The sequence below is a fragment of the Mesorhizobium sp. CNPSo 4688 genome (genome assembly GCF_057784295.1).
Window position 1 is genome coordinate 90849 of record NZ_JBWLUY010000013.1, and the last position, 19678, is coordinate 110526.

Genomic DNA, 19678 nt, shown 5'->3' on the forward strand with positions numbered 1-19678 from the left:
GATCAGGTCAGATCAGGCGTTGGGTCGTCGGGTCGAACAGGCACGCGCGCGCCATGTCGATGCCGAGCGTCACCGTCTCGCCCATTCGCGGCGTGCCGTCGGGGTCGAAGCGACCGGTGATCTCCTTGCCGCCCAGGCGCAGAACGGCCATGGTCTCCGCACCTGTCGGCTCGACCAGTTCGACCACGGCATCGATTTGTGCGATGCCTGGCTTGCGGCGCGCAAGATCGGGATCGAACCGGTAGATGTGCTCCGGCCGGATACCGAGAATGAGCTGTCGCGGCGTATCGGATGGAAGGGTCTGGACGATCGGCAGGCTGGCCGTCTTGCCGTCGGCCGTCTGCAAGGCAACAGCGGGGCGACCGCCTTCTTCGCCGAGTTCAGCCGGCAGGAAATTCATCGCCGGCGAACCCATGAAGCCGGCGACGAACATGTTGGCCGGACGGTTGTAGATCGTGGCCGGCTCATCAAATTGCTGGACCTCGCCCTGATGCATCACGGCGATGCGCGAGGCCAGCGTCATCGCCTCGACCTGGTCGTGGGTGACGTAGACCGTGGTCTTGCCGACGCGGTGATGCAGCTTCTTGATTTCGGTACGCATGTCGACGCGCAGCTTGGCGTCGAGATTGGAGAGCGGCTCGTCGAACAGGAACAGTTTGGGATCGCGCACCAGCGCCCGGCCCATCGCGACGCGCTGGCGCTGGCCGCCCGAAAGCTGTCCTGGCTTGCGCCCAAGCAGCGGCTCGATCTGCAGGAAGGCTGCAACTCGGCTGACGGCCTCGTCCTGCTGCGGCTTCGGCACGCGGCGGCTTTCCATGCCGAAGGTGATGTTCTCGCGCACCGTCATCGTCGGGTAAAGCGCGTAGGACTGGAACACCATGGCGATGTCGCGGTCCTTCGGCGCAACCGAATTGACCAGCCTTCCGTCGATGCGGATCTCGCCGGAGGTAACAGATTCCAGCCCAGCGATCATCGCCAGCAAGGTGGACTTGCCGCAACCGGACGGTCCGACCAGCGCGATGAACTCGCCGTTCTGCGCCTCGAGATCGATGCCCTTCAGCACCTCGACCGCGCCGAAATTCTTGCGCAGGGATCGGATGGTCAATGTCGACATGCAATGCCCTTCTTGGCGGACGGGACGATCGGCGATGGGAGACAGGCTCCGCTCACTTAATCACGCCTCACTTGATTGCGGCTCACTTGATCGCACCCTGGGTCAGGCCGCGGACGAAATACTTGCCGCCGAAGAGATAAATCAGCAGCGGCGGCAGCGCGCCGATCAGCACGGCGGCGCTCATGACATCGTAGGCACGTACATTCGTGCCGCTTGCCGTCAGCGCGACGAGCGCGGCCGTGATCGGCTGTTGCTGCCCGGAGGTGAAGACGACACCGAACAGATATTCGTTCCAGATGCCGGTAAACTGCCAGATCACCGTGACGATCAGGATCGGTGAGGAGAGCGGCAGAATAATCTTGCGGAAGATGCGCCAGAAGCCGGCGCCGTCGATGCGCGCCGCCTTGATCAGATCGTCGGGGATGCTGACGTAGTAGTTGCGGCAGAACAAGGTGGTGAACGAAATGCCCTGGATGACGTGGATGAGGACGAGCCCGTAGACCGAATTGCTGAGGCCCAGATTGCCAAGGATGAACGCCCACGGCATCAACGAAATCTGGCCCGGAATGAAGACGCCGAGCAGCATGCAGGTGAACAGCGCTTCCGAACCCCTGAAACGCCATTTCGACAGGATGTAGCCGTTCATTGCGCCGACCGCTGTCGAGATGATCGTCGCCGGGATGGTCATTTTCAGCGAGTTGTAGAAGTTGCGCTGCATGCCCTCGCAGGTGCCGCCGATGCAATAGGTGCTCCAGGCCTGGCCCCAGGCGTCGAGGCGGAAGCTGCGCGGCAGCGAGATCAGCCCGTTGAGCGCGATCTCCTGCTGATCGCGGAATGAATTCAGCACCACGACCAGCAACGGCACCAGGTAGATCGCCGCGAAGACGACCAGCAGCCCATAGATGGCCAAGCGGGTGAGGAAATGCCTGCGCGCCGCAACCGTGGCGGCGCGATGATCGAGCGACTGGTCGAGCGTTGTGTCAGCCATGGCCGGCTTCCTTGCGCCGCCGCCAGACCACCCAGAACGAATAGGGCACCAGCACCACGGCAAGAGCGGCAAGCATCATGATGGCTGCTGCTGCCCCTTCGCCGATCTGGCCGCGTTGGAACATCAGGTCATAGACATAGATGGCGGGGAAGGTGGTCGAGATCCCCGGGCCGCCTTTCGTGAGGGCCGCCACCAGGTCGAAGGTCTTGATGGCGAACTGGATCTGGATGACGGCGACCGCCAGGAAGATCGGCGCAATCGTCGGCAAAAGCACTTTGCGATAGATGCGAAAGGTCGATGCGCCATCGATCTGCGCGGCCTTGACGAGGTCGGAATCGACCGAGCGCAGACCAGCCAGGAACAGCGCCATGGCAAAGCCCGAGGCCTGCCAGACACCAGTGATGATCACCGCGTAGATCGCGTAGTGCCGGTCGCTGGCGAGTGCGAAACTGAAGCTCGTCCAGCCCAAACCACGCACCAGCGCCTGGATACCGTCCACCGGGTTGTAGAGCCAACTCCAGACTGTGCCGGTGACGATGAAGGAGACGGCCAGCGGATAGAGGAAGATCGTGCGCCAGGCCGCTTCGCCGCGCACGCGCTGGTCGATCAGGATCGCCAGCAGCAATCCCACGGCCATCGAGCCGACAATGTAGAAACCGCTGAACAAGAACAAATTGTTGTAGGCGATGTTCCAGCGCCGGTTCGCCCACAGTGACGCGTAATTGTCCAGGCCGACGAAGCCGTAGGTCGGCAGCAGCGAGGAGTTCGAGAGCGAGATGTAGAGTGTCCAGCCGGTGAAGACGAAGACGTAGACGAAGCTCGCCACAAGGGAAGGGCCGAGCACCAGCAAGGGCATTGCGGAGCCCAGCCGCTCCCGCCAGGGGCGGGCGGGCGCAGGGACCGACAGGATCAGGTCGTGATTTGACATTCAGAGTATGGGACTGGCAGGGACTGGGATGGCGGATGGCCGGGTGCGGATAGACATTGCGCCCGGCCGTTCCCGTCTATTTCTGTGCTTCGGCCGCGTCGGCCATCGCATTGGCGCCGTCCTCGGCTGACATGTCGGGCGTCGCCACGAACTCGGTGATGGAGTCCATGATCGCGCCGCGCATCTTCTGCGGGATGGTCATGTTGTGGGCCATCGAGCGCACCAGCGTGCCGTCCTTGATCGACGCCTGCAGATCCTTCTGCGACAGCTGCTGGCATGGATTGAAGCCCTTCGACAGATCGATATCCAGGCGTGCGGGGATCGAGCCCTTGGCCTGGTTGAAGACCGTCTGGAAGTCGGGCGACAGGATCAGGCTGGCCAACAGCTTCTGGCCGTCGATGTAATCCTGGTCCTTCTGCTTGAAGAACACGACCGAGTCCGAGTTGAGGATGAAGCCGGGTTTGCCCCAGTCGGTCGGCGCCTGGGCGCAGACATAGTCGGTGCCTTCCTTGAAGCCGGCCGCGGTCAAAAGGCCGATCGTCCAGTCGCCCATGATGTGGAACGCCGCGTCGCCCTTGCCGACGAGCGCCGACATCGAATCCCAATCACGGCCGACCATGCCCGGGTCCATGTACTTGCTGGTCATCAGGCGCATCTGCTCGAAGGCCTTGACCATCCCCGGGCTGCGCATGGCTTCGACATCGCCTTCGACGAAGGCCTTGCGATAGAGATCGATGTCCTGGCCGTAGAGCACGACCTCGAACACCGTCGAATCCGTCCAGTCGGCGGTCGAATGCGAGATGCAGATCTTGCCTGAGGCGACGATCTTGTCGCAGGCCGCATTGAACTCGGCCCAGGTCTTGGGCATTTCCGCCACGCCGGCGGCCTGCATAACCTTCGGCGAGGCCCAGAGCCAGTTGATGCGGTGGATGTTCATGGGCGCGGCGACCCATTTGCCGGTTGGCTTCATCACCGGCAGCAATTCCGGCGCGACCACTTTCTCCCATCCTTCCGAGGCCGCCAGCTCGTCGAGATCGGCGGTCATGCCGGTCTCGTTCCACTCGGCGATTTCCGGGCCTTTGAGCTGCACGGCAGGCGGGGCATTGCCGGCGATCACGTCGGCACGCAGTTTGGCCAGCGTATTGGCCGTGTGACCGGCGATCGAGGTCTGTTCCCATTTACCGCCCTTGGCGGTGAACATCTCGCCGAGCTTGGCGATCGCCTGCGCGTCCGATCCGGTCGCCCATTGGTGCAAAAGGTTCGTCTTGGGCTCGGCGAAGGCTGCCCCGGCGACAAAGGTGCACGTAGCAGCAGCGACCGCGAAGGCGGTCATAACGGATTTCATGGTTTCACTCCCACATATGGTTGCACGGTTCGTATCGACCGCTTATGGCCGCGGTTTGAAGCCGCTGCCGGCGAGATGCGTTAATCTCGAGTTCTTTCCAAGATGACATATTGGAGCTATCAGTCAACGATGTTTATGTTGATCCATGACAAAACCTTCGCTTAGAACCTGGCTGATCGACAGACCGTCCGCGTCGCCGGAGAGCATGATCGTGCGCTGCCTGAGCGAGCGCGGCGTACTCTCGGCGTCGCAGATCGCACGCGTCACCGGTCTGGCGCGCTCGACGGTCTCAACCGCTCTCAACGGCTTGAGAAGGTCGGGGATGGTGATCGAAGCTCCGACCAGCAGCGCTGGCATCAGAGGTATCGGCAGGCCAGCCGCGGCCGTTACGCTCAATCCGACAGCAGGCACCTGCGTCGGAATTCACCTGGCTCTTCAGCAGATACGGCTCATCGTCGCCGATGTCTCGCATTCCGTCATTGCCGAACAAACTATACCAATGGATCTCGACTACCAGCCGCGACAGGCGGCCCAGATGGTCAAATCGGCAATTGCCCAATCTTACAAGGAAAACGGTCTGCCGGTGGCGGGGCTCCTGGGGGTTGGGGTTTCCGTCTCCGGCCCTGTCAGCCGCGATGGGGTGGTGCTGCGCGCGAGCATGGTTCCAACATGGGCCGGCGTCAACATACGCGATGTGTTCGGACCCGTCCTGGAACAGCCGATCTTCGCCGACAATGAGAGCAACTGCTCGGCCATTGCGGAGCTGATGTGGGGCGCGGCCGTCGGCCAGGATGATTTCGTGCTGTTCAAGATCGATCTGGGTGTCGGCGGCGCCATTGTACAGCATGGCCGGCTGGTGACGGGCGTCGCCGGCGGCGCCGGCGAATTCGGGCACATCAGCATCGATCCCGGCGGCGATCTCTGCCGGTGCGGCAATCGCGGATGCCTGGAGCTCTATGCGAGTTTTGCCCGGCCGCTGGAACAGATCTCGCGTGTCGTGGGGCGGCAAGTCACAATGGACGATGTCATCACCATGGCCGAAGAGGGCGACGTCAGGGCACTGCGGATGATCGAGGATACCGCCGAGATCGCCGGCCGGGGTCTCGGCCTGATCGGCTCGGTGCTCAATCCGCCGCTTATCATCATCGGCGGCCACATGGCTTTGGCGGGCGACATTCTGCTGACGCCGCTGATCGCCTCCTATGAACGCCACACGCTCATCAAGTCCCGCGATATCGCCCCGGCCCTGCGCACGCGCATCATCGTTGGCAAGCACACCGAAAACGATTCACTGCTGGGCGCGGTCGGCCTCGTGCTGCGACACCAGACGAAGGAACTGTCGCTCGGGTGAGGGGTAAGGACAGGCGCTTGTGCCAGGGCGTATTGACTGACGGGGGCTGCTGATACGGCAAGGCCCAAGAGATGCGGTGAATGGCCGCTTCGCGCCTCAAGGCGGCCATGCGGGTGAGTTTCTGCGCTTATCCAAAAGCGGACGGCTTTTTCACATACCGATGTGCCGGCGGAGGCACTCTGTTTCCCAAGCACACGTATTCGCCGTCGTTCTGCGCGGCGAATACGTAGCCGTAGCGAAACACGCCCCGGTCATCGGATCTTTGCCGATACCTCGCGTGATGCCTGATCAATCGTATCAGCGATGATTTTAGGCTGGGTCACGAAGAGCGCGTGGCTAGCTGACACTTTCGTAACCTTTGCGCCTATGCGTTCCGCCATGTGCAGCAACATGGCCTGATCGAATGCCTTGTCCTCAGTGGCGATAACAGCCCAGCTTGGCTTCGACCGCCACGCCGCATTCTTTAGCTTCGTGCCAAAGGCCGACATGTTGATCGGGACCTGCGAATCTCTCATGAAGATCACGTCTTTGTCGCTCACATCGTGAGCGAAGCCGGATTTGAAGTTTTCTGGCTTCACGTAGCCGAAACCGTCAACTGTGGTCTCGACGACGAACTCGGTAGCTGGCGCGAAACCTTCATATTGCTGGGCAGATGATTCACCTGCATCGGGCGATAGGGCCGAGATGTAGACGAGCCCAGTGACTTTCGGGTCAACGCCGACCTCGGTAATCACTGTGCCGCCCCACGAATGCCCGACGAGGAGCGTTGGGCCATCCTGTCGGTCGAGAGCACGCTTGGTCGCTGCGACATCGTCCGCAAGCGACGTCAGAGGGTTCTGAACGATCGTGACGCGATAGCCGCGCTGAGTGAGCTCGTCGTAGACGCCGCGCCAGCCGGAACCGTCGGCGAACGCTCCATGCACCAATACGACGTTCTTGACAGATTGTGCGTCGGGGATGCGGTCTGCGGCCTGGGAAGGCGAAGTTGAGGCGAGGGCGGCCGCCATCGCGGTCGCGGCGAGGAGGCTTTTCGATGCGGTCATTGAAGGTTCCTTTCTGATTTTCGGAAAAAAACGATTTGGTCGATTCGGGTCTTGAAGAGTGCACATCCGCACGCAAGAGGTTGACGCCTCGTCGCCGGGGCGCAGATCGAAGGGTGGGTGAGGGAACTGGAAAGCCTACGGTGCCATAGGCGGATATTTGGTTCGGCTGGGGCTCGGGTTGCACTTAATCGTAGATGGGTGGACGTCACAGGGCTCGTTCGAATGTTTCGGAAAGCGACATTCCGCAGACCTCCATCGCCACTCTCAATCACCAAAATGTATGCGAAACGTGGAGAAAGGTGCTATCTAATTTGATTAAGAATTTTATTGGGATCAGCAGATTTTAAATCCTCTGAGAGACATTGTCGTATAATTTTTGCAAATTATGGAAGAATCTTCCATGCTCATTCTGAACCGTGCCGACATTGAGGTTCTCCGCAAGGGCGCCCTGTATCGACGTTACATGGATCACGACACCGCTGCCGCGTGCCACCATCTCAGGCACGAACTCCCGATCGAGCCGCACTGCGGGCAGCAAGTTCAGTCCAAGCTCCCGCAGGCAACTTTGTGGCACAGGCGGCCGTTGTGAGAGCCACGCCGCTCCTTTGGTTCAAACCGACCGACAGCCCGCCCTATAGAGGCAGCTCCTTGCCCGCGTGCTCCGCCGCCATGTGCTCAGCGTACCAGTCCGGCCAATTCTCATCACGCTGGCCGCCTGTCCGCTTCTCGTGCTCGCCATGGGCCACGGACGCACGCCGGAGCGCCGCCGCAAGCTCGGCCGACGAGCCAAATGTGGTTTCGCCAGTGTCGACGCGGCCGGGCGCTCGCGCAGTGACCTCCTGCAACATCCAGATATTTCCGGCCGGATCGCTGAAGGATGCCCACGACAAGTAGCTGCGCCGTTCGGGGTGCGGACCGCTGACACGGCCTTCACTTCCGGCATAGTGGAACACTTCGCTCACGTCGACGCCGCGATCGGCGAGTTCGGCGCGCGCTACCTCGATGTCCGACACGACGAGCTCGCCACAGCTTTTGAGGACATCGGTTTCGAGCCGCGCATAGGGTTCCGTTGTGGTCCTTGAGCCGAAGACTACCGAACACGGGGAGCCCGGAGGCGTAAACTGGATGACACGAAATCCGTCGCCTGTGAGGTCGGCGTCCAGTCGCCAGCCCAAACCGCTATAGAAGTGCTTGGCACGGTCGACGTCCGAAACGGGAATGACCGCGACCTCGAGCCTTATGTCTACGCCCCGTGCTGCGGGTGTCGCGATTGCGGCTTCGCCGCGCTGCTGAATATCGTTCATGTCCATTTCCTCCGATTTTGGCGGTTTGTGAGTTCACGTGCGGACCGGGGCGTCTGCCCGGTCCGTCTTGGAAGGAGAGCGGAGCGGCAGGCGCCCCGTTCATCTCATATCGCCCGTTCATCTCATATCGATTGCCGAAGCGACCGGAACGCGGCGCGAAGCTCTTCGGTAAAGAGCTTCGGCTGTTCCCAAGCAGCAAAATGACCGCCCTTGTCGACCTTGTTGTAGTGGATGAGCTTGGGATACGCCCGTTCCGCCCAACTCCGCGGCGTCTGGTAGAGTTCGTCGGGGAAGACGCTTACGGCAACCGGAACGGAGACGCCCTTGGGACTGAAAAACGCGAGCTTATTCTCCCAATAGAGGCGACCTGACGAAACCCCTGTGTTGGTGAGCCAGAACAGCGTGACATTGTCGAGGACATCGTCCGGGGTGAGGCCTTCAGTCTGCCCATCGAACGAACGCGCGATCATCTGCAGACTGGCCATGTCGTGGTCGAGCAGGAAGGTGGCGAGGCCGATGGGCGAGTCCGCAAACCCGGTCAGTGTTTGCGGGCGCGTTGCCATCCAAAGGGCGTAGTAAACATGCTTGTAGAAGAAAACGAGCTGTTCGTACGTGCTTCTCTCCTCATCGGACAGACCGGACGGCGCCGGCGCACCGGCGAAAGATGCCTGGTCGATCTCTGCTGGAATTGCGCCGGGCATGTTGGTGTGAATGCCGAGCAGTTCCGGCGGCGCCTGCACGCCCATCTGCTCCGTGACGGTAGCGCCCCAGTCGCCACCCTGCGCGACAAAGTGCTTGTAGCCAACGCGCCGCATCAGCGTGGTCCATGCCTGCGCGATCCGTTCGGGACCCCAGCCGGTCGTCAGCGGTTTGCCGGAAAATCCATAGCCCGGCATCGACGGAATTACGATGTCGAAGGCATCCGATGCGCTGCCGCCATGCGCGGTGGGATTGGTCAGCGGCTCGATGATCTTGAGCTGCTCGATGATTGAACCTGGCCATCCGTGCGTGACGATGAGCGGCAGTGCGTTTTCATGCACCGAACGAACGTGGATGAAATGGATGTCCAGTCCGTCAATCTCGGTGATGAAGTGCGGATAGGCATTCATCCTCGCTTCCGCCTTCCGCCAGTCGTATTCGGTCTGCCAGTAACGCAGAAGCTGCTTGACCGTCTTAAGCGGTACGCCCTGGGAGTAATCGGTGACAGTTTCCTTGTCGGGTAACCGGGTCTGCGCTAGGCGTTGACGCAGGTCGGCCAGTTCTCCCTCTGAGGCACTGAACGTGAAGGGGCGAATCGAGTCGGCCCCCGTTGCCGCATGTAGCGCAGAGGGAAGCGCGCTGACGGCCCCGGCTGCAACTGCGGTGGCAAGAAGTTCGCGCCGCGTGGGCGACATTGATGCTGATGACATGACATCCTCCTCTATTTTTCTATTTGTTCGGATGCGGTCACGCAGGTCGCATGCCGCAGAGGCATGTTTGCTCGAAGGGGAGGGAATTGCGCGTTATGCGTTGTTAAGAGTCGTTACACTGGGGGTCAGCCCGGTGCATTTGCACTGTTCAATTCGGCGAGTAGGGCGCTCGCCGCATTTACATCCGCGGTTTGCACGCCTTCGCCGAACCGCTGCAGGAGCCTGCCGAGCAAATCCCGGGCACGGTCTGCCTGACCGTGTTGCTGCCAAATTCTGGCAAGCGGTATGGCTGCCCTCAACTCCCACGCCGTCGCCGATTGTTTACCTGCCCAGTAGATCGCTTGAAGCAGCGAGTCCTCAGCCGCACTCACATCGGGCGGAGAATATGCCAGGCGAATTTCGGCCCGCACACGCAGCAGATCCGGACGATCATACGTCTCGCCGGCCTGGTCCGCCAAGGCAATCGCCCGGTCGATTGTGGTTGCAGCCTCATCAAGCTGGCCGCTTCGCATCATGCCTTCGGCAAGCGCTCGCAAGAATGCCGTCGCAAGGATATTGAACCGTTCAGCGCTCAGCGTCGCAACAGCGTTCCGGAGCAATTGCGCGCCCTCGGCCGGCTCGCCTTGCAAGATCATGAGTTCGCCCCTCAAGGCAAGTCCCATGGCGTGATAAGGGGCCAGGGAATACTTCGCTGCATAAGCCAGAACACGTTCGACCCATTGCGCCGCACGGTCAAAGTCGCCGCTCCAGAGGTAGACCGGCACAGTGTAAACAAGCGACATGCAGACTGCGACCGGATGCTCGCGTTTGGTTGCCTCTTCGACGGCCTGGTCCGCAGTTTTGAGCGCTCTCTCCGGCATGCCTCGCAGCCACAAGGCTCGCGCCAGCGCTATCAGCGCGCGTATCCTGTGGTCGTAGCCGAAGAAGTCGACCTGGACGCTGCCGGCGTCTGCTTCCAGCTCCAGTCCACGCTCGCTGTGTCGCTGTGACGCCGCCTGGTTTCCGACCAGGTGATGCGATACGCCGAGCATCCACTCGGCCATGATGATCCCTGACTGCTCCCCAAGCTCTGCCGCAACGAGCACGCTTCGCTCGGCGCAGGCGAGGGCCCCGCGAAAGTCCCCGATGCGAGTAAGAAAGATGTTCAGCCCGGCCAGCAGATGCAACTTGTATTGGCCGTCCCGCAGCGCCTCCGCCAGTCCGATGCCTCGCTCGATGGCCTTTCTGACGGCATCGCTGTTACCGCGTGTGAACATCGACGAGATCGCCAACGCTGCTTGAAGCGCCAATTCGCGCTCCGTGCCGCGATCCGTCTCCCCTAAAGCGGACAAGCCCCGCTCGCACCACCGTTCGCACTCGCCCAGAAGCGAGAACCCCAAGAACAGAGGCGCCGCTCCGGCTGCAAGTTGGACACCGTTCTGGGCCTCGCCGCCGTCCGAAAAGCTCCACTCGAGTGCCGCTCGTATATTGCCCATGTGCGGCTCGTAAGCGGAGACGTCGCGGTTCCCGAACGCAGTCGCTCTTGTCGAGTCTGGTTTGAAGCGATCGGCATAGTGATGCGCATGTCGCCTCGACAGCACCGCGCCTTCGCCGGTTTCGGCAAGCTTGGCTGCCGCATACACTCGACTGGTATCCAGGAGCCGGTGGTAAGTCGATCCCGCCAACTCCGACATCCTGATAAGCGACTTGTTGACCAGGCTCTCGACGGCGTCTGCCACCGCTGACGCATCGGCTTCACCGTCCGACGCGACTGCTATGGCATCGTTGAGCGTGAAAGGGCCGACAAATACAGACAACCGGCGCAAGATCGTCTGTTCGTACGGGGAGAGCAGGTTGTAGCTCCAGTCGAACATTGCCTGAAGCGTTTGATGACGCGGAATAGCGCTTCGCCGGCCATGCCATAGAAGCTTGAAGCGATCATCAAGCAGTTCGGCGGTTCCGCGAATTCCGTAGGTGCCAACGCGGCCGGCCGCGAGTTCGATTGCCAGTGCTATCCCGTCAAGCCGACGGCATATCGCCGCCAGGATCGGCGCGTCCGCATCGCTGAGTTCGCCACCAAGGCCGCCCGCGACGGCGCGTTCCATGAAGAGCTGCACAGCCGGCGCGGCAAGTGCCTGCGCAGCGGTTAACCCACTGTCTTCAGGCGGCCCTTCAAGGGGCGTCAGCAGATGCACATTCTCGCCCTCGACACGCAGGGCCTCGCGGCTGGTTGTCAGCAGGTGCATAAGAGGGATCTCGGCAAACAGACGCTCTGCCAGCACTGCGACGGCATCGATCACATGCTCGCAACTGTCCAGGACGAGAAGAGTCGGCCTGTCGACCAGAAAGGCAACCAGAGCAGAAACCGGGTCCTGTGTCGCCTGACTGCTCAAACCCAACGTTGATGTCACAGCGCCGGGGACGAGGGATGCATCTCCCAGCGCGCCGAGATCGAGAAAATAGATCTGATCGGAAAACGCGCCGCGCAAGGAGTGGGCTATCGCAACCGCGACGGTCGTCTTGCCCATGCCTCCCGGTCCGACCACATTGACGAACCGCCGCTCCGAAAGGAGAGAGGACAAGGCGGCAACTGTTTCTTCGCGCCCGATCATCCTTTCAAGTCGCGGCGGCAGCCTTTTGGGCCGACTGGGTCCCCCGCTGGGTGGACTGGGCATCTTGCGGGCGGAGTACCGCACCGGCGCTACGAAACTGTAACCACGTCCGGCCACATTGGCGATGTATCGGTTGCCATCTTTCCCGTCACCCAAAGCCTTGCGAAGGTTGAAGAGGTGTACCCGGAGACTTCCCTCCTCGACAATCACGTCGGGCCAGACACGCCTGAGCAGCTCTTTGCTGCTCAGGACTTCCCCGGCGTGCTCCACCAGTACGATGAGGATATCCAACGCCCGCCCGCCAATCGCGACAGGTTCCCCGCCTCTTGCGAGCAATCTCTCAGAAACGCTCAGGCGAAAAGGGCCGAAAGACGCAATCACGTCATGAGAAACGTCCTGATCGAGCATGGTGGATTCCGGTAGCTCGTGGCGGCCTTAGGGGCCGCGCTCAATGCGAGAAGAACATCTGCCTGCGAGACGGGCGCCGACCTTCCACGGGTTTATGGCGCAGCTGAGCATATACGACATGCGCATTCCGGTGCAATCCGGCGAATTTCAACCAAGACCAGCCACGTGGGCTGTCACTGCACTCGATGCTCATTTCGGACCATTCTCGGGGCCGGCTTTTCCGTTCAGCCACACCTATCCGCAGCCTTGAGCGCTTCGGCACGGGACGATTTGGGCAAATCCGCGATCCGTCGAACAGCGGCGTAAAACCTTGGATAATCGCCCGAACACAAGTCGAACAAGCGAAGAAAGGCCGGAACCTGTTCACCGTAGACAGAAGTCGCGGCGAGCTTTGCGTTGTTGATCGGGGCAGCGATCCAGGCGTCGTATCCCCGGTATCCGGCCCAGTCTTTGTCGCGCATCTGCCGGTAGCGCATCCGCAGCCTGTCGATCGTGGCTGTTTTGGCAGCCGCCATCTGCTCCGGCGTGCGGGGACTTGCATAGACCTGCCTTAACTCGTCGCGCGTTTTCGACACCAGTCCGAGAAAATCGGCGCTGCGCTTGCGATCGGCTTCGTAGCGGCGCAATCCGGCCCGATCGCCGGCGGCGCGGAGCCACTTCCTGACGCCGGTGGTTTCGACGGCGACGGCGAAAGCCTCGTTGAAAGCGGAATCGCCATCCACATAGAGCCGCTGATGCGCCAGCTCATGAAAAACAAGGCTTGCCAGATAGGTGTCATCCTGACGCAGCATGGTGCTCAGCAGCGGGTCGCTGGACCAGCCCAAAGTGGAATATGCGGTGACACCCGTGACATAGACGTCCAGCCCCTGTCCATGGAGCTCGACAGCACTCTCGGTCGCGGATTTCCGGGAGAAGTAACCCCGGTATGGAACGCAGCCGAAAACCGGAAAGCACCATGTTTGTGGCGCGAGCGAGAATTGCGGCGCGGCAAAAACCGCCCAGGTCACCGCATCCCGGTGGATGTCGACATAGCTGCGGTAGCTGCTGTTGTCGGGCAGCGCCAGCTCATCGGTCGCAAACCGTCTTATGGCGCTCGCCGACGTCAACTTGGCGCGCAAGGACTCAGGCGTCGAAGGATCATGAATGAGTTTCCCGACATTCCTGCGCGCGGCCATGATCTGTACATGGCCCTCCAGCGACTGCGCGTAATAGGAAATGCTTGTGCAGCCGGTCACCCCGGACGCCATGATCGCCGCGGCAAGCATCCGAAGAACGCGCTTCACAGTTTGCCCACCCTTGCTCGTCGCCCCATGCAGCGATGTCTCGATCCTCCGCTCTCAAACAGGCGCATCGATTTTCGTCAAGCTCTACAGGGGCAGCGGGTCGGACTTTCGACTTTGGCTGGGTTGGCTATGCGGCCATTCGCCTTCGATGGACGCAAGTCCATCGGTATCGGCGGAGCCGCGAATCTGTGTTAAGCCGCCGCTCGACCAACCAAAGGACGACAGCTGTGAGCGAACCCACCGTGGCCCAGGCGACCGAGAGCATCTATGCCTCGCTTCGGGCGGACAATGCCGACATCGACGCCCATATCGCGACGCTCAAGGCTGCGCTGGCTCGAGAAGGAATAAAACAGGCGGTGTTCGATCCAACCAAATTGGCGCAGAACAACCGCCAGGGCCGCAAGTTGATGCAGGCATATTTTCGGCAACGCGGCGTGAGCGTAAGTTTTTCCGACTAGCAGAGCCGCGCGCGTCGACGATCTGCCGACCATAGCCCAGACCGGAAACGCCCGCAGTATTGCCTTGTAATTGGTGAAGCGCTCTCTCTCGAATAATATTGAGCGCAATATTGCAGTTGCCGCCGCCGCCATTTGAAATGGCCTGGCCCCAAACGTCCATTGATGAATCAGCGCGCGGCAATCGGCTGCCCCACGAATCAACTTAAGTCAAGAGATACCGACTTGCGAGCCGGGTATTTTGCTGACATGCTCTGTTTTTTATGGGGTTTTGCACCTTGGCAGGTGCTCAGATGGAAGGGCAAAAGCATGGCAAAGGAAGCTACGAATACCGTTTCTTCAGAAAAGAAGGCGGACGCAAATCTGATAGGTAACGCAGAAGGAAATGCGCTGAACTTCATGGGAGTCCAGGCCCGCGAAAACGGAAGCGCCGGCGGCGCCGGCGACGGCGTCGGCGTCGACAAGATACGTGACCTGCTGTTCGGCAATCAGATGCAGGACTATGACCGCCGTTTTTCCAAGCTTGAGGAACGGGTCTTGCAGCGCTTCAAGGATGTCGAGTCCGAAGCCAAGCGCAATCTCGAAATGTACGAGTCGAACGCAAAGAAGCAGATCGATTCGCTTGCGGGGCAGTTACGGAACGAAAAAGATTCGCGAGCCGACGCCGACAAGGAGATCGATCGGAATCTTCGCGAGCAAAACCAGGCACTTGAAAAGCAGGTGCGCGCGTTGTCGGATCAACTGAGCGAGCTTGAGCGCGACGTTTCGGACCGGATAAATCGGAACGATCATTCGCTGCGTGAGGAAATCAAGCAGAAGAATGAAGGCGTTCAGATGCTGATCGAGAAAATGTTTGCCGATCTCAGCAACGTCAAGACTGACCGAAATCTTTTGGCCGGCCTGTTTGTCGAGGTTGCAAAAGCTCTGAATCAGGATCCCGTCGGCAGCAAGAGCAACTCGGACCGTAGCTGGAAAGCGAGTTGATGGGACCTTGACGTCAACCGTCGACCCATTCAACCTTCCGCAAAGAACAGCCTCGAACGATAAAGAGATTGATCGCGAGGCTCTGGCTCGTCTTTTGATCGAGATTGCCCGGAACGTTGATCCGGATTACCGTGCGCAGTTCGAGACGGTTCCAACCGCCGATCCGCGCATGGAAACGCTGCGGCAGTTGCTGGTCAGCCGCGAAATCTCGGAACTTGCACGCGTTACGCACCTGCTGGACGAACCAGAGCAGCTTGCGGCGGCCGTGGGTGACGTTCTTCCCAGTGCGACCGCACGAGCGTCTCATACGCAACTCGGCGAGGCGCTTGCGCCGGCTGTCGAACGGGCTGTGCAACGGTCGATCCAGAGAAGCCCGCGCACGCTGACGGATATATTGTATCCGGTGTTTCTGCCGGCAATTCGCAAGTCGATCGGGGAAAAGATCGACCAGACCTTCCAGTCGCTGAATGAGACTTTAAGGCACATATTTACCTGGCATGGGCTCAAGTGGAGATTTGAAGCTTGGAGAACAGGTGCAAGCTTCTCTCAAGTTGTTCTTAAGCACTCACTTGTCTATCGTATAGAGCATGCCTTTCTCATTCATCGCAATTCTGGGCTTTTGATAGCGCATGTAACGGCCGATAATGCAACGAGCGAAGATCCTCAGCTCATTTCTTCGATGCTGAGTGCAATTCAGGATTTTGTGAAGGACTCGTTTAACGAGAAAGAGCAGAGCGGCCTGGACACTATTCGTTTCGGCGACCTTCGTCTCTGGTCGGAAGTTGGACCGTTTGCGACCCTGGTTTCGGTGATCCGGGGAAATCCGCCAGAGGAACTGCACGACATAGTTCGCGATGTATTGCTTCGCATCCATGAGGAATCCTCACAGGCTTTAGAGCAGTTTGACGGCGACGGTTCGCAGTTGGCCTCCGTAGAGGCGCAGCTGCAGACCTGCGTCGAGCTGAAGCAGGATGAATCACACGAGGGATTTCCCTGGCTGGTGGCGGCAGTGGCCTTGCTGCTTTTGAGTCTGGCAGGCGGTTGGTACTTTCTTTCCTGGCAATCAGCGCAGCGCTGGCAAGCTTACGTATCGCGCTGGCAGGGTTACGTATCGCGACTGGAGGCCCAGCCGGGCATCATCGTTGCCGAACAACAGGTACGCGATGGCCAATTCTATATTGCCGGTCTGAGAGACCCGCTTGCCGCCGACCCGCAGTCGCTGTTGTCCGGAACTGAGGTCGATCCCGCCCAGGTTCATTCGCAGTGGCAATTCTATCAGAGCCTTGAGCCGGAGTTCGTGTTGAAGCGGCTGACGGCGTCGCTGGCTCCGCCGGATTCAGTACGACTTTCGATCGTCAATGATCGCATCGTTGCCGAGGGTGAGGCTCCCGACACGTGGATCAACCGGGCGCGCGCAGCGGCCCAGCAGCTTTCGGCAGGCGGGCCGGTCTTCGATATCTCGGGGGTTCGTGACGTAAGCCCCGAAGTACGCGAGGCGGAGCGCTGGCAGGCCTATGTGTCTCGACTGGAAACGCAGCCGGGCATCATCGTTGCAGAGCAAAAGATACGCGATGGCCAATTCTACATTGCCGGCCTGAGAGACCCGCTTGGCGCCGACCCGCAGTCGCTTTTGTCCGGAACGCAGGTCGATCCGACCCGTGTTCATTCGCAGTGGCAATTCTATGAGAGCCTTGAGCCGGAGTTCGTGTTGAAGCGGCTGACGGCGTCGCTGTATCCGCCCGATACAGTGCGACTTTCGATCGTCAACGATCGCATCGTTGCCGAGGGTGAGGCTCCCGACACCTGGATTGATCGGGCGCGCGCAGCGGGCCGACAGCTTTCGGCAGGCGGACCGGAATTCGACATCTCCAAGGTTCGTGATGTGAGCCCCGACGCTCGCGCGGCGGAGCACTGGCAGTACTATGTGTCGCGGCTTGAGGCCCAACCGGGAATCATCGTCGCCCAACAAACGGCGAGGGGCGGACATTTCTACATTTCCGGCCTGAGAGACCCGCTCGCCGCCGACCCGCAGGCTCTGCTGTCTGGAACGGAAGTTGATCCCGCCCGCGTTCATTCACAGTGGCAATTCTATCAGAGCCTTGATCCGAAGTTCGTGGTGAAGCGGCTGACGGCGTCGCTGAGCCCGCCGAAATCGGTTCAGCTTTCGATCGTCCAGGGTCGCATCGTTGCCGTGGGTGAGGCTCCTGCCGGCTGGATCAGCCGGGCGCAGGCCGCCGCCGACCAGCTTTCGGCGGATGGAGTGGTTCTGGATGTCTCGCAGCTGAGTGAGATGAACCTTGCAGAACTTAATTATTTGCGAGAGGCCATCCAGACGACCGATATCTTCTTCTCTTCCGGCAAAGTTGTGCCGGGACCGGAGCAGACGCCGGTCCTCGACCGATTGGCGGATCAAATAAAGGAATTCGCCGAAAAAGCCCGCAGGTCAGGCGTAACAGCGCGGTTCATGTTGACCGGCCATTCGGACACCACGGGCCGTGAGACGGCCAACGCTTCGATCAGCGCCGCCCGCGCCGAGACAGTTCGTGCGCTTCTCAACAAGCGCGGCGTCTCTCCGGAACTGCTGCTGGTTCGGGGCGCGGGCACCTTTGAGCCGCTGGTGCCTGAAAATAGTCAAGCTGGGAGCTCCACCAATCGCCGGGTTTCGATTACCGTAAACCTGGACTAGCGGAGCCCAAAATGTTGCAAAAAAAGATCTGTATGCTCGGCGGGTTCGCTGTCGGAAAGACGAGTCTGGTTCGCAGGTTTGTGCAAAGCATCTTTTCAGAAACCTACTTGACTACGGTGGGCGTGAAAATCGACAAGAAGAGTGTCGAACTCCCGGGCAAAACCGTGGATCTGATTTTGTGGGACTTGGCCGGCGAAGACGATATCGGCTCATTCCGCGTCAGCTATGTCCGAGGTGCAACCGGGCTCGTGCTCGTCGTCGATGGAACCCGCGCCGCAACCCTTGCCGTGGCGCTCACGCTGCGCGAACGGGTCGAGGCCGAATTCGGCGCTATGCCGTTTATATTGCTGATCAACAAATCCGATCTGGCCGATCGGTGGGCAATATCGGATAGTGAGATTGACGAACTGAGGCAGCGTGGATGGCAAATCTATCTGACAAGTGCGCTCACGGGTGAGCATGTTGATGATGCGTTTCATCAACTTGCCTTGATGGTCACAAAATAGACCATGCATGGATTGCCAAAAGAGGTCAGAAGTTGGATTTTCAACTTCTTCTCCAATGGGCACGCTGTCGCATATGTAAAGATCGACGCCCAGCTTTGCGTAGCTGCGAAGGGCGGTAATGTTGAACATCACGGACTCTCATCGCTTCGTATCGGCGAGCCTGTTGCCGAGCAGCTTGAATTCATGGAAGGGCTGCTGCCTTGCCCGGAGCTTCCGTTTCATATTCCCATGGTCGAACTGCCCAGCGAGCGTGTCGCGGACCTTCATTTTTTTGCTGACGATGACTGCGTGTGGCTGGTCTTTCTTGACGCCTCCGCCGAACGCGCCAACAGGCAGCGGCTTCAGCAGAAGGCTTATGAAATGACGCTCCTGCAAGAGAGGGAGCGTCAACTCAACGAGAAACTGCAGGCGGCGAACGAGGCTTTGAGGAAGAGCCAGGAGGGATTGGCGCGTGAATACCAGCGCGCCGAAGCCCTGCTCCTCAACATTCTTCCGGCGTCGATCGCCGAGCGCCTGAAGGCGCACAAGAAAATTGCTGACAACCACGCGGAGGTCAGTGTGCTTTTTGCCGACATCGTCGGTTTTACGGAACGGGCGCGGACCGTCGGTGCCGTGACGACGCTCGCCATCTTGAATTACTTCTTCAAGGCGGCGGATCGGCTCGCGGAACGACATGGCTGCGAAAAGATCAAGACAATCGGCGATTGTGTGATGGTGGTCGCTGGCCTGCCCACCGCGCGATCCGATCATGCAAAAGCCCTCGCGCGCTATGCCGTTGAGCTGCGCAAGGCGGTTAAGCGCGAACGCTTCGCAGGAGAACCGATAAGGCTCAGAATTGGAATTCACTCCGGCCCGATCGTCGCCGGCGTCATAGGCAAGAGGCGGTTCGCTTATGACCTGTGGGGTGAGACCGTCAATCTCGCCTCACGCATTCAAACGTCCGCGGAGCCCGATGAGATCCGTATTTCTGATGCAACGCACCAACTGCTCGGACCAAAGTTCGCTTGCGACCCACTCGGGGAAACGGAATTGCGTGGTGCAGGTCGTGTGCGAATGTGGCGGCTCCCGGCCTGATTTCCCGCCTGGCAGTGACGACCCTGGAGCGCATTGCGTCTCAAGCCGGCCAAACATCATGGCTTCGAATGTTCGCGGAGGTGCGGACTGTCCATTAAGGTTGCCGCGTTCCCCCAAGCTGCCCGCCCGCTTGCGGCCAAAATACTGCAGGGCGGCAATGCGCCTCATCTCGGTCATTGAGATATTAGCAGCCGCTTCCAAAAAGCAGA

15 protein-coding genes and 1 pseudogene are annotated in these 19678 nt (G+C 60.2%); 6 read left to right on the forward strand and 10 right to left on the reverse strand.

What is annotated here, in order from left to right:
* Window positions 1-7: 7 nt before the first annotated feature.
* From AC04SH_RS24275 to AC04SH_RS24290, 4 genes are all read right to left on the reverse strand, one after another.
* Window positions 8-1114, reverse strand: coding sequence for an ABC transporter ATP-binding protein (locus tag AC04SH_RS24275; RefSeq protein WP_477236178.1), 1107 nt, complete (start codon window positions 1112-1114; stop codon window positions 8-10).
* 82 nt (window positions 1115-1196) lie between these two features.
* Window positions 1197-2102 (reverse strand): carbohydrate ABC transporter permease, encoded by a 906-nt coding sequence (locus AC04SH_RS24280; protein WP_477236180.1) that lies wholly within the window; start codon window positions 2100-2102, stop codon window positions 1197-1199.
* The gene (locus AC04SH_RS24285; RefSeq protein WP_477236182.1) at window positions 2095-3030 is read right to left on the reverse strand and encodes a carbohydrate ABC transporter permease; all 936 of its coding nucleotides are present in this window, start codon (window positions 3028-3030) and stop codon (window positions 2095-2097) included. Before AC04SH_RS24285 ends, AC04SH_RS24280 begins: the two co-directional genes overlap by 8 nt.
* A gap of 76 nt (window positions 3031-3106) precedes the next feature.
* Window positions 3107-4375, reverse strand: coding sequence for an ABC transporter substrate-binding protein (locus tag AC04SH_RS24290; RefSeq protein ID WP_488576968.1), 1269 nt, complete (start codon window positions 4373-4375; stop codon window positions 3107-3109).
* 205 nt (window positions 4376-4580) lie between these two features.
* Between AC04SH_RS24290 and AC04SH_RS24295 the strand changes: the two genes are divergently transcribed.
* Complete coding sequence (locus AC04SH_RS24295; protein WP_488576969.1) at window positions 4581-5726, forward strand: ROK family transcriptional regulator; 1146 nt, start codon at window positions 4581-4583, stop codon at window positions 5724-5726.
* Window positions 5727-5977: 251 nt separating this feature from the next.
* Here the strand turns inward: AC04SH_RS24295 and AC04SH_RS24300 are convergent, their stop codons facing one another.
* The 6 genes and pseudogenes from AC04SH_RS24300 to AC04SH_RS24325 form a co-directional block, all read right to left on the reverse strand.
* Entirely contained in the window at window positions 5978-6733 is a 756-nt protein-coding gene (locus AC04SH_RS24300) for an alpha/beta fold hydrolase (protein WP_477345452.1), read from the reverse strand.
* A gap of 475 nt (window positions 6734-7208) precedes the next feature.
* A pseudogene (locus AC04SH_RS24305) lies at window positions 7209-7325 on the reverse strand (short-chain dehydrogenase); the annotation flags it as partial.
* A gap of 76 nt (window positions 7326-7401) precedes the next feature.
* Window positions 7402-8073, reverse strand: a complete 672-nt coding sequence (locus tag AC04SH_RS24310) for a VOC family protein (RefSeq protein ID WP_488576970.1) — start codon at window positions 8071-8073, stop codon at window positions 7402-7404.
* A 122-nt stretch (window positions 8074-8195) separates the two neighbouring features.
* Window positions 8196-9482 carry an epoxide hydrolase family protein gene (locus AC04SH_RS24315; protein WP_352561060.1) on the reverse strand — a complete coding sequence of 429 codons (1287 nt, stop codon included), beginning with the start codon at window positions 9480-9482 and terminating at the stop codon, window positions 8196-8198.
* A 125-nt stretch (window positions 9483-9607) separates the two neighbouring features.
* Window positions 9608-12481: an ATP-binding protein gene (locus AC04SH_RS24320; RefSeq protein WP_488576971.1), complete on the reverse strand. Its 2874-nt coding sequence runs from the start codon at window positions 12479-12481 to the stop codon at window positions 9608-9610.
* 224 nt (window positions 12482-12705) lie between these two features.
* The gene (locus AC04SH_RS24325; protein ID WP_488577060.1) at window positions 12706-13746 is read right to left on the reverse strand and encodes an aminopeptidase; all 1041 of its coding nucleotides are present in this window, start codon (window positions 13744-13746) and stop codon (window positions 12706-12708) included.
* Between the two features lie 245 nt (window positions 13747-13991).
* Between AC04SH_RS24325 and AC04SH_RS24330 the strand changes: the two genes are divergently transcribed.
* The 5 genes from AC04SH_RS24330 (at window position 13992) to AC04SH_RS24350 (ending at window position 19469) form a co-directional block, all read left to right on the forward strand.
* Window positions 13992-14222 carry a hypothetical protein gene (locus tag AC04SH_RS24330; RefSeq protein ID WP_112561833.1) on the forward strand — a complete coding sequence of 77 codons (231 nt, stop codon included), beginning with the start codon at window positions 13992-13994 and terminating at the stop codon, window positions 14220-14222.
* Between the two features lie 306 nt (window positions 14223-14528).
* Complete coding sequence (locus AC04SH_RS24335) at window positions 14529-15203, forward strand: hypothetical protein (RefSeq protein ID WP_477345428.1); 675 nt, start codon at window positions 14529-14531, stop codon at window positions 15201-15203.
* Window positions 15204-15210: 7 nt separating this feature from the next.
* Window positions 15211-17889 carry an OmpA family protein gene (locus AC04SH_RS24340; protein WP_488576972.1) on the forward strand — a complete coding sequence of 893 codons (2679 nt, stop codon included), beginning with the start codon at window positions 15211-15213 and terminating at the stop codon, window positions 17887-17889.
* An 11-nt stretch (window positions 17890-17900) separates the two neighbouring features.
* Complete coding sequence (locus AC04SH_RS24345; RefSeq protein ID WP_112561831.1) at window positions 17901-18395, forward strand: Rab family GTPase; 495 nt, start codon at window positions 17901-17903, stop codon at window positions 18393-18395.
* Window positions 18396-18398: 3 nt separating this feature from the next.
* Window positions 18399-19469, forward strand: coding sequence for an adenylate/guanylate cyclase domain-containing protein (locus AC04SH_RS24350; RefSeq protein ID WP_488576973.1), 1071 nt, complete (start codon window positions 18399-18401; stop codon window positions 19467-19469).
* Window positions 19470-19678 lie beyond the last annotated feature (209 nt).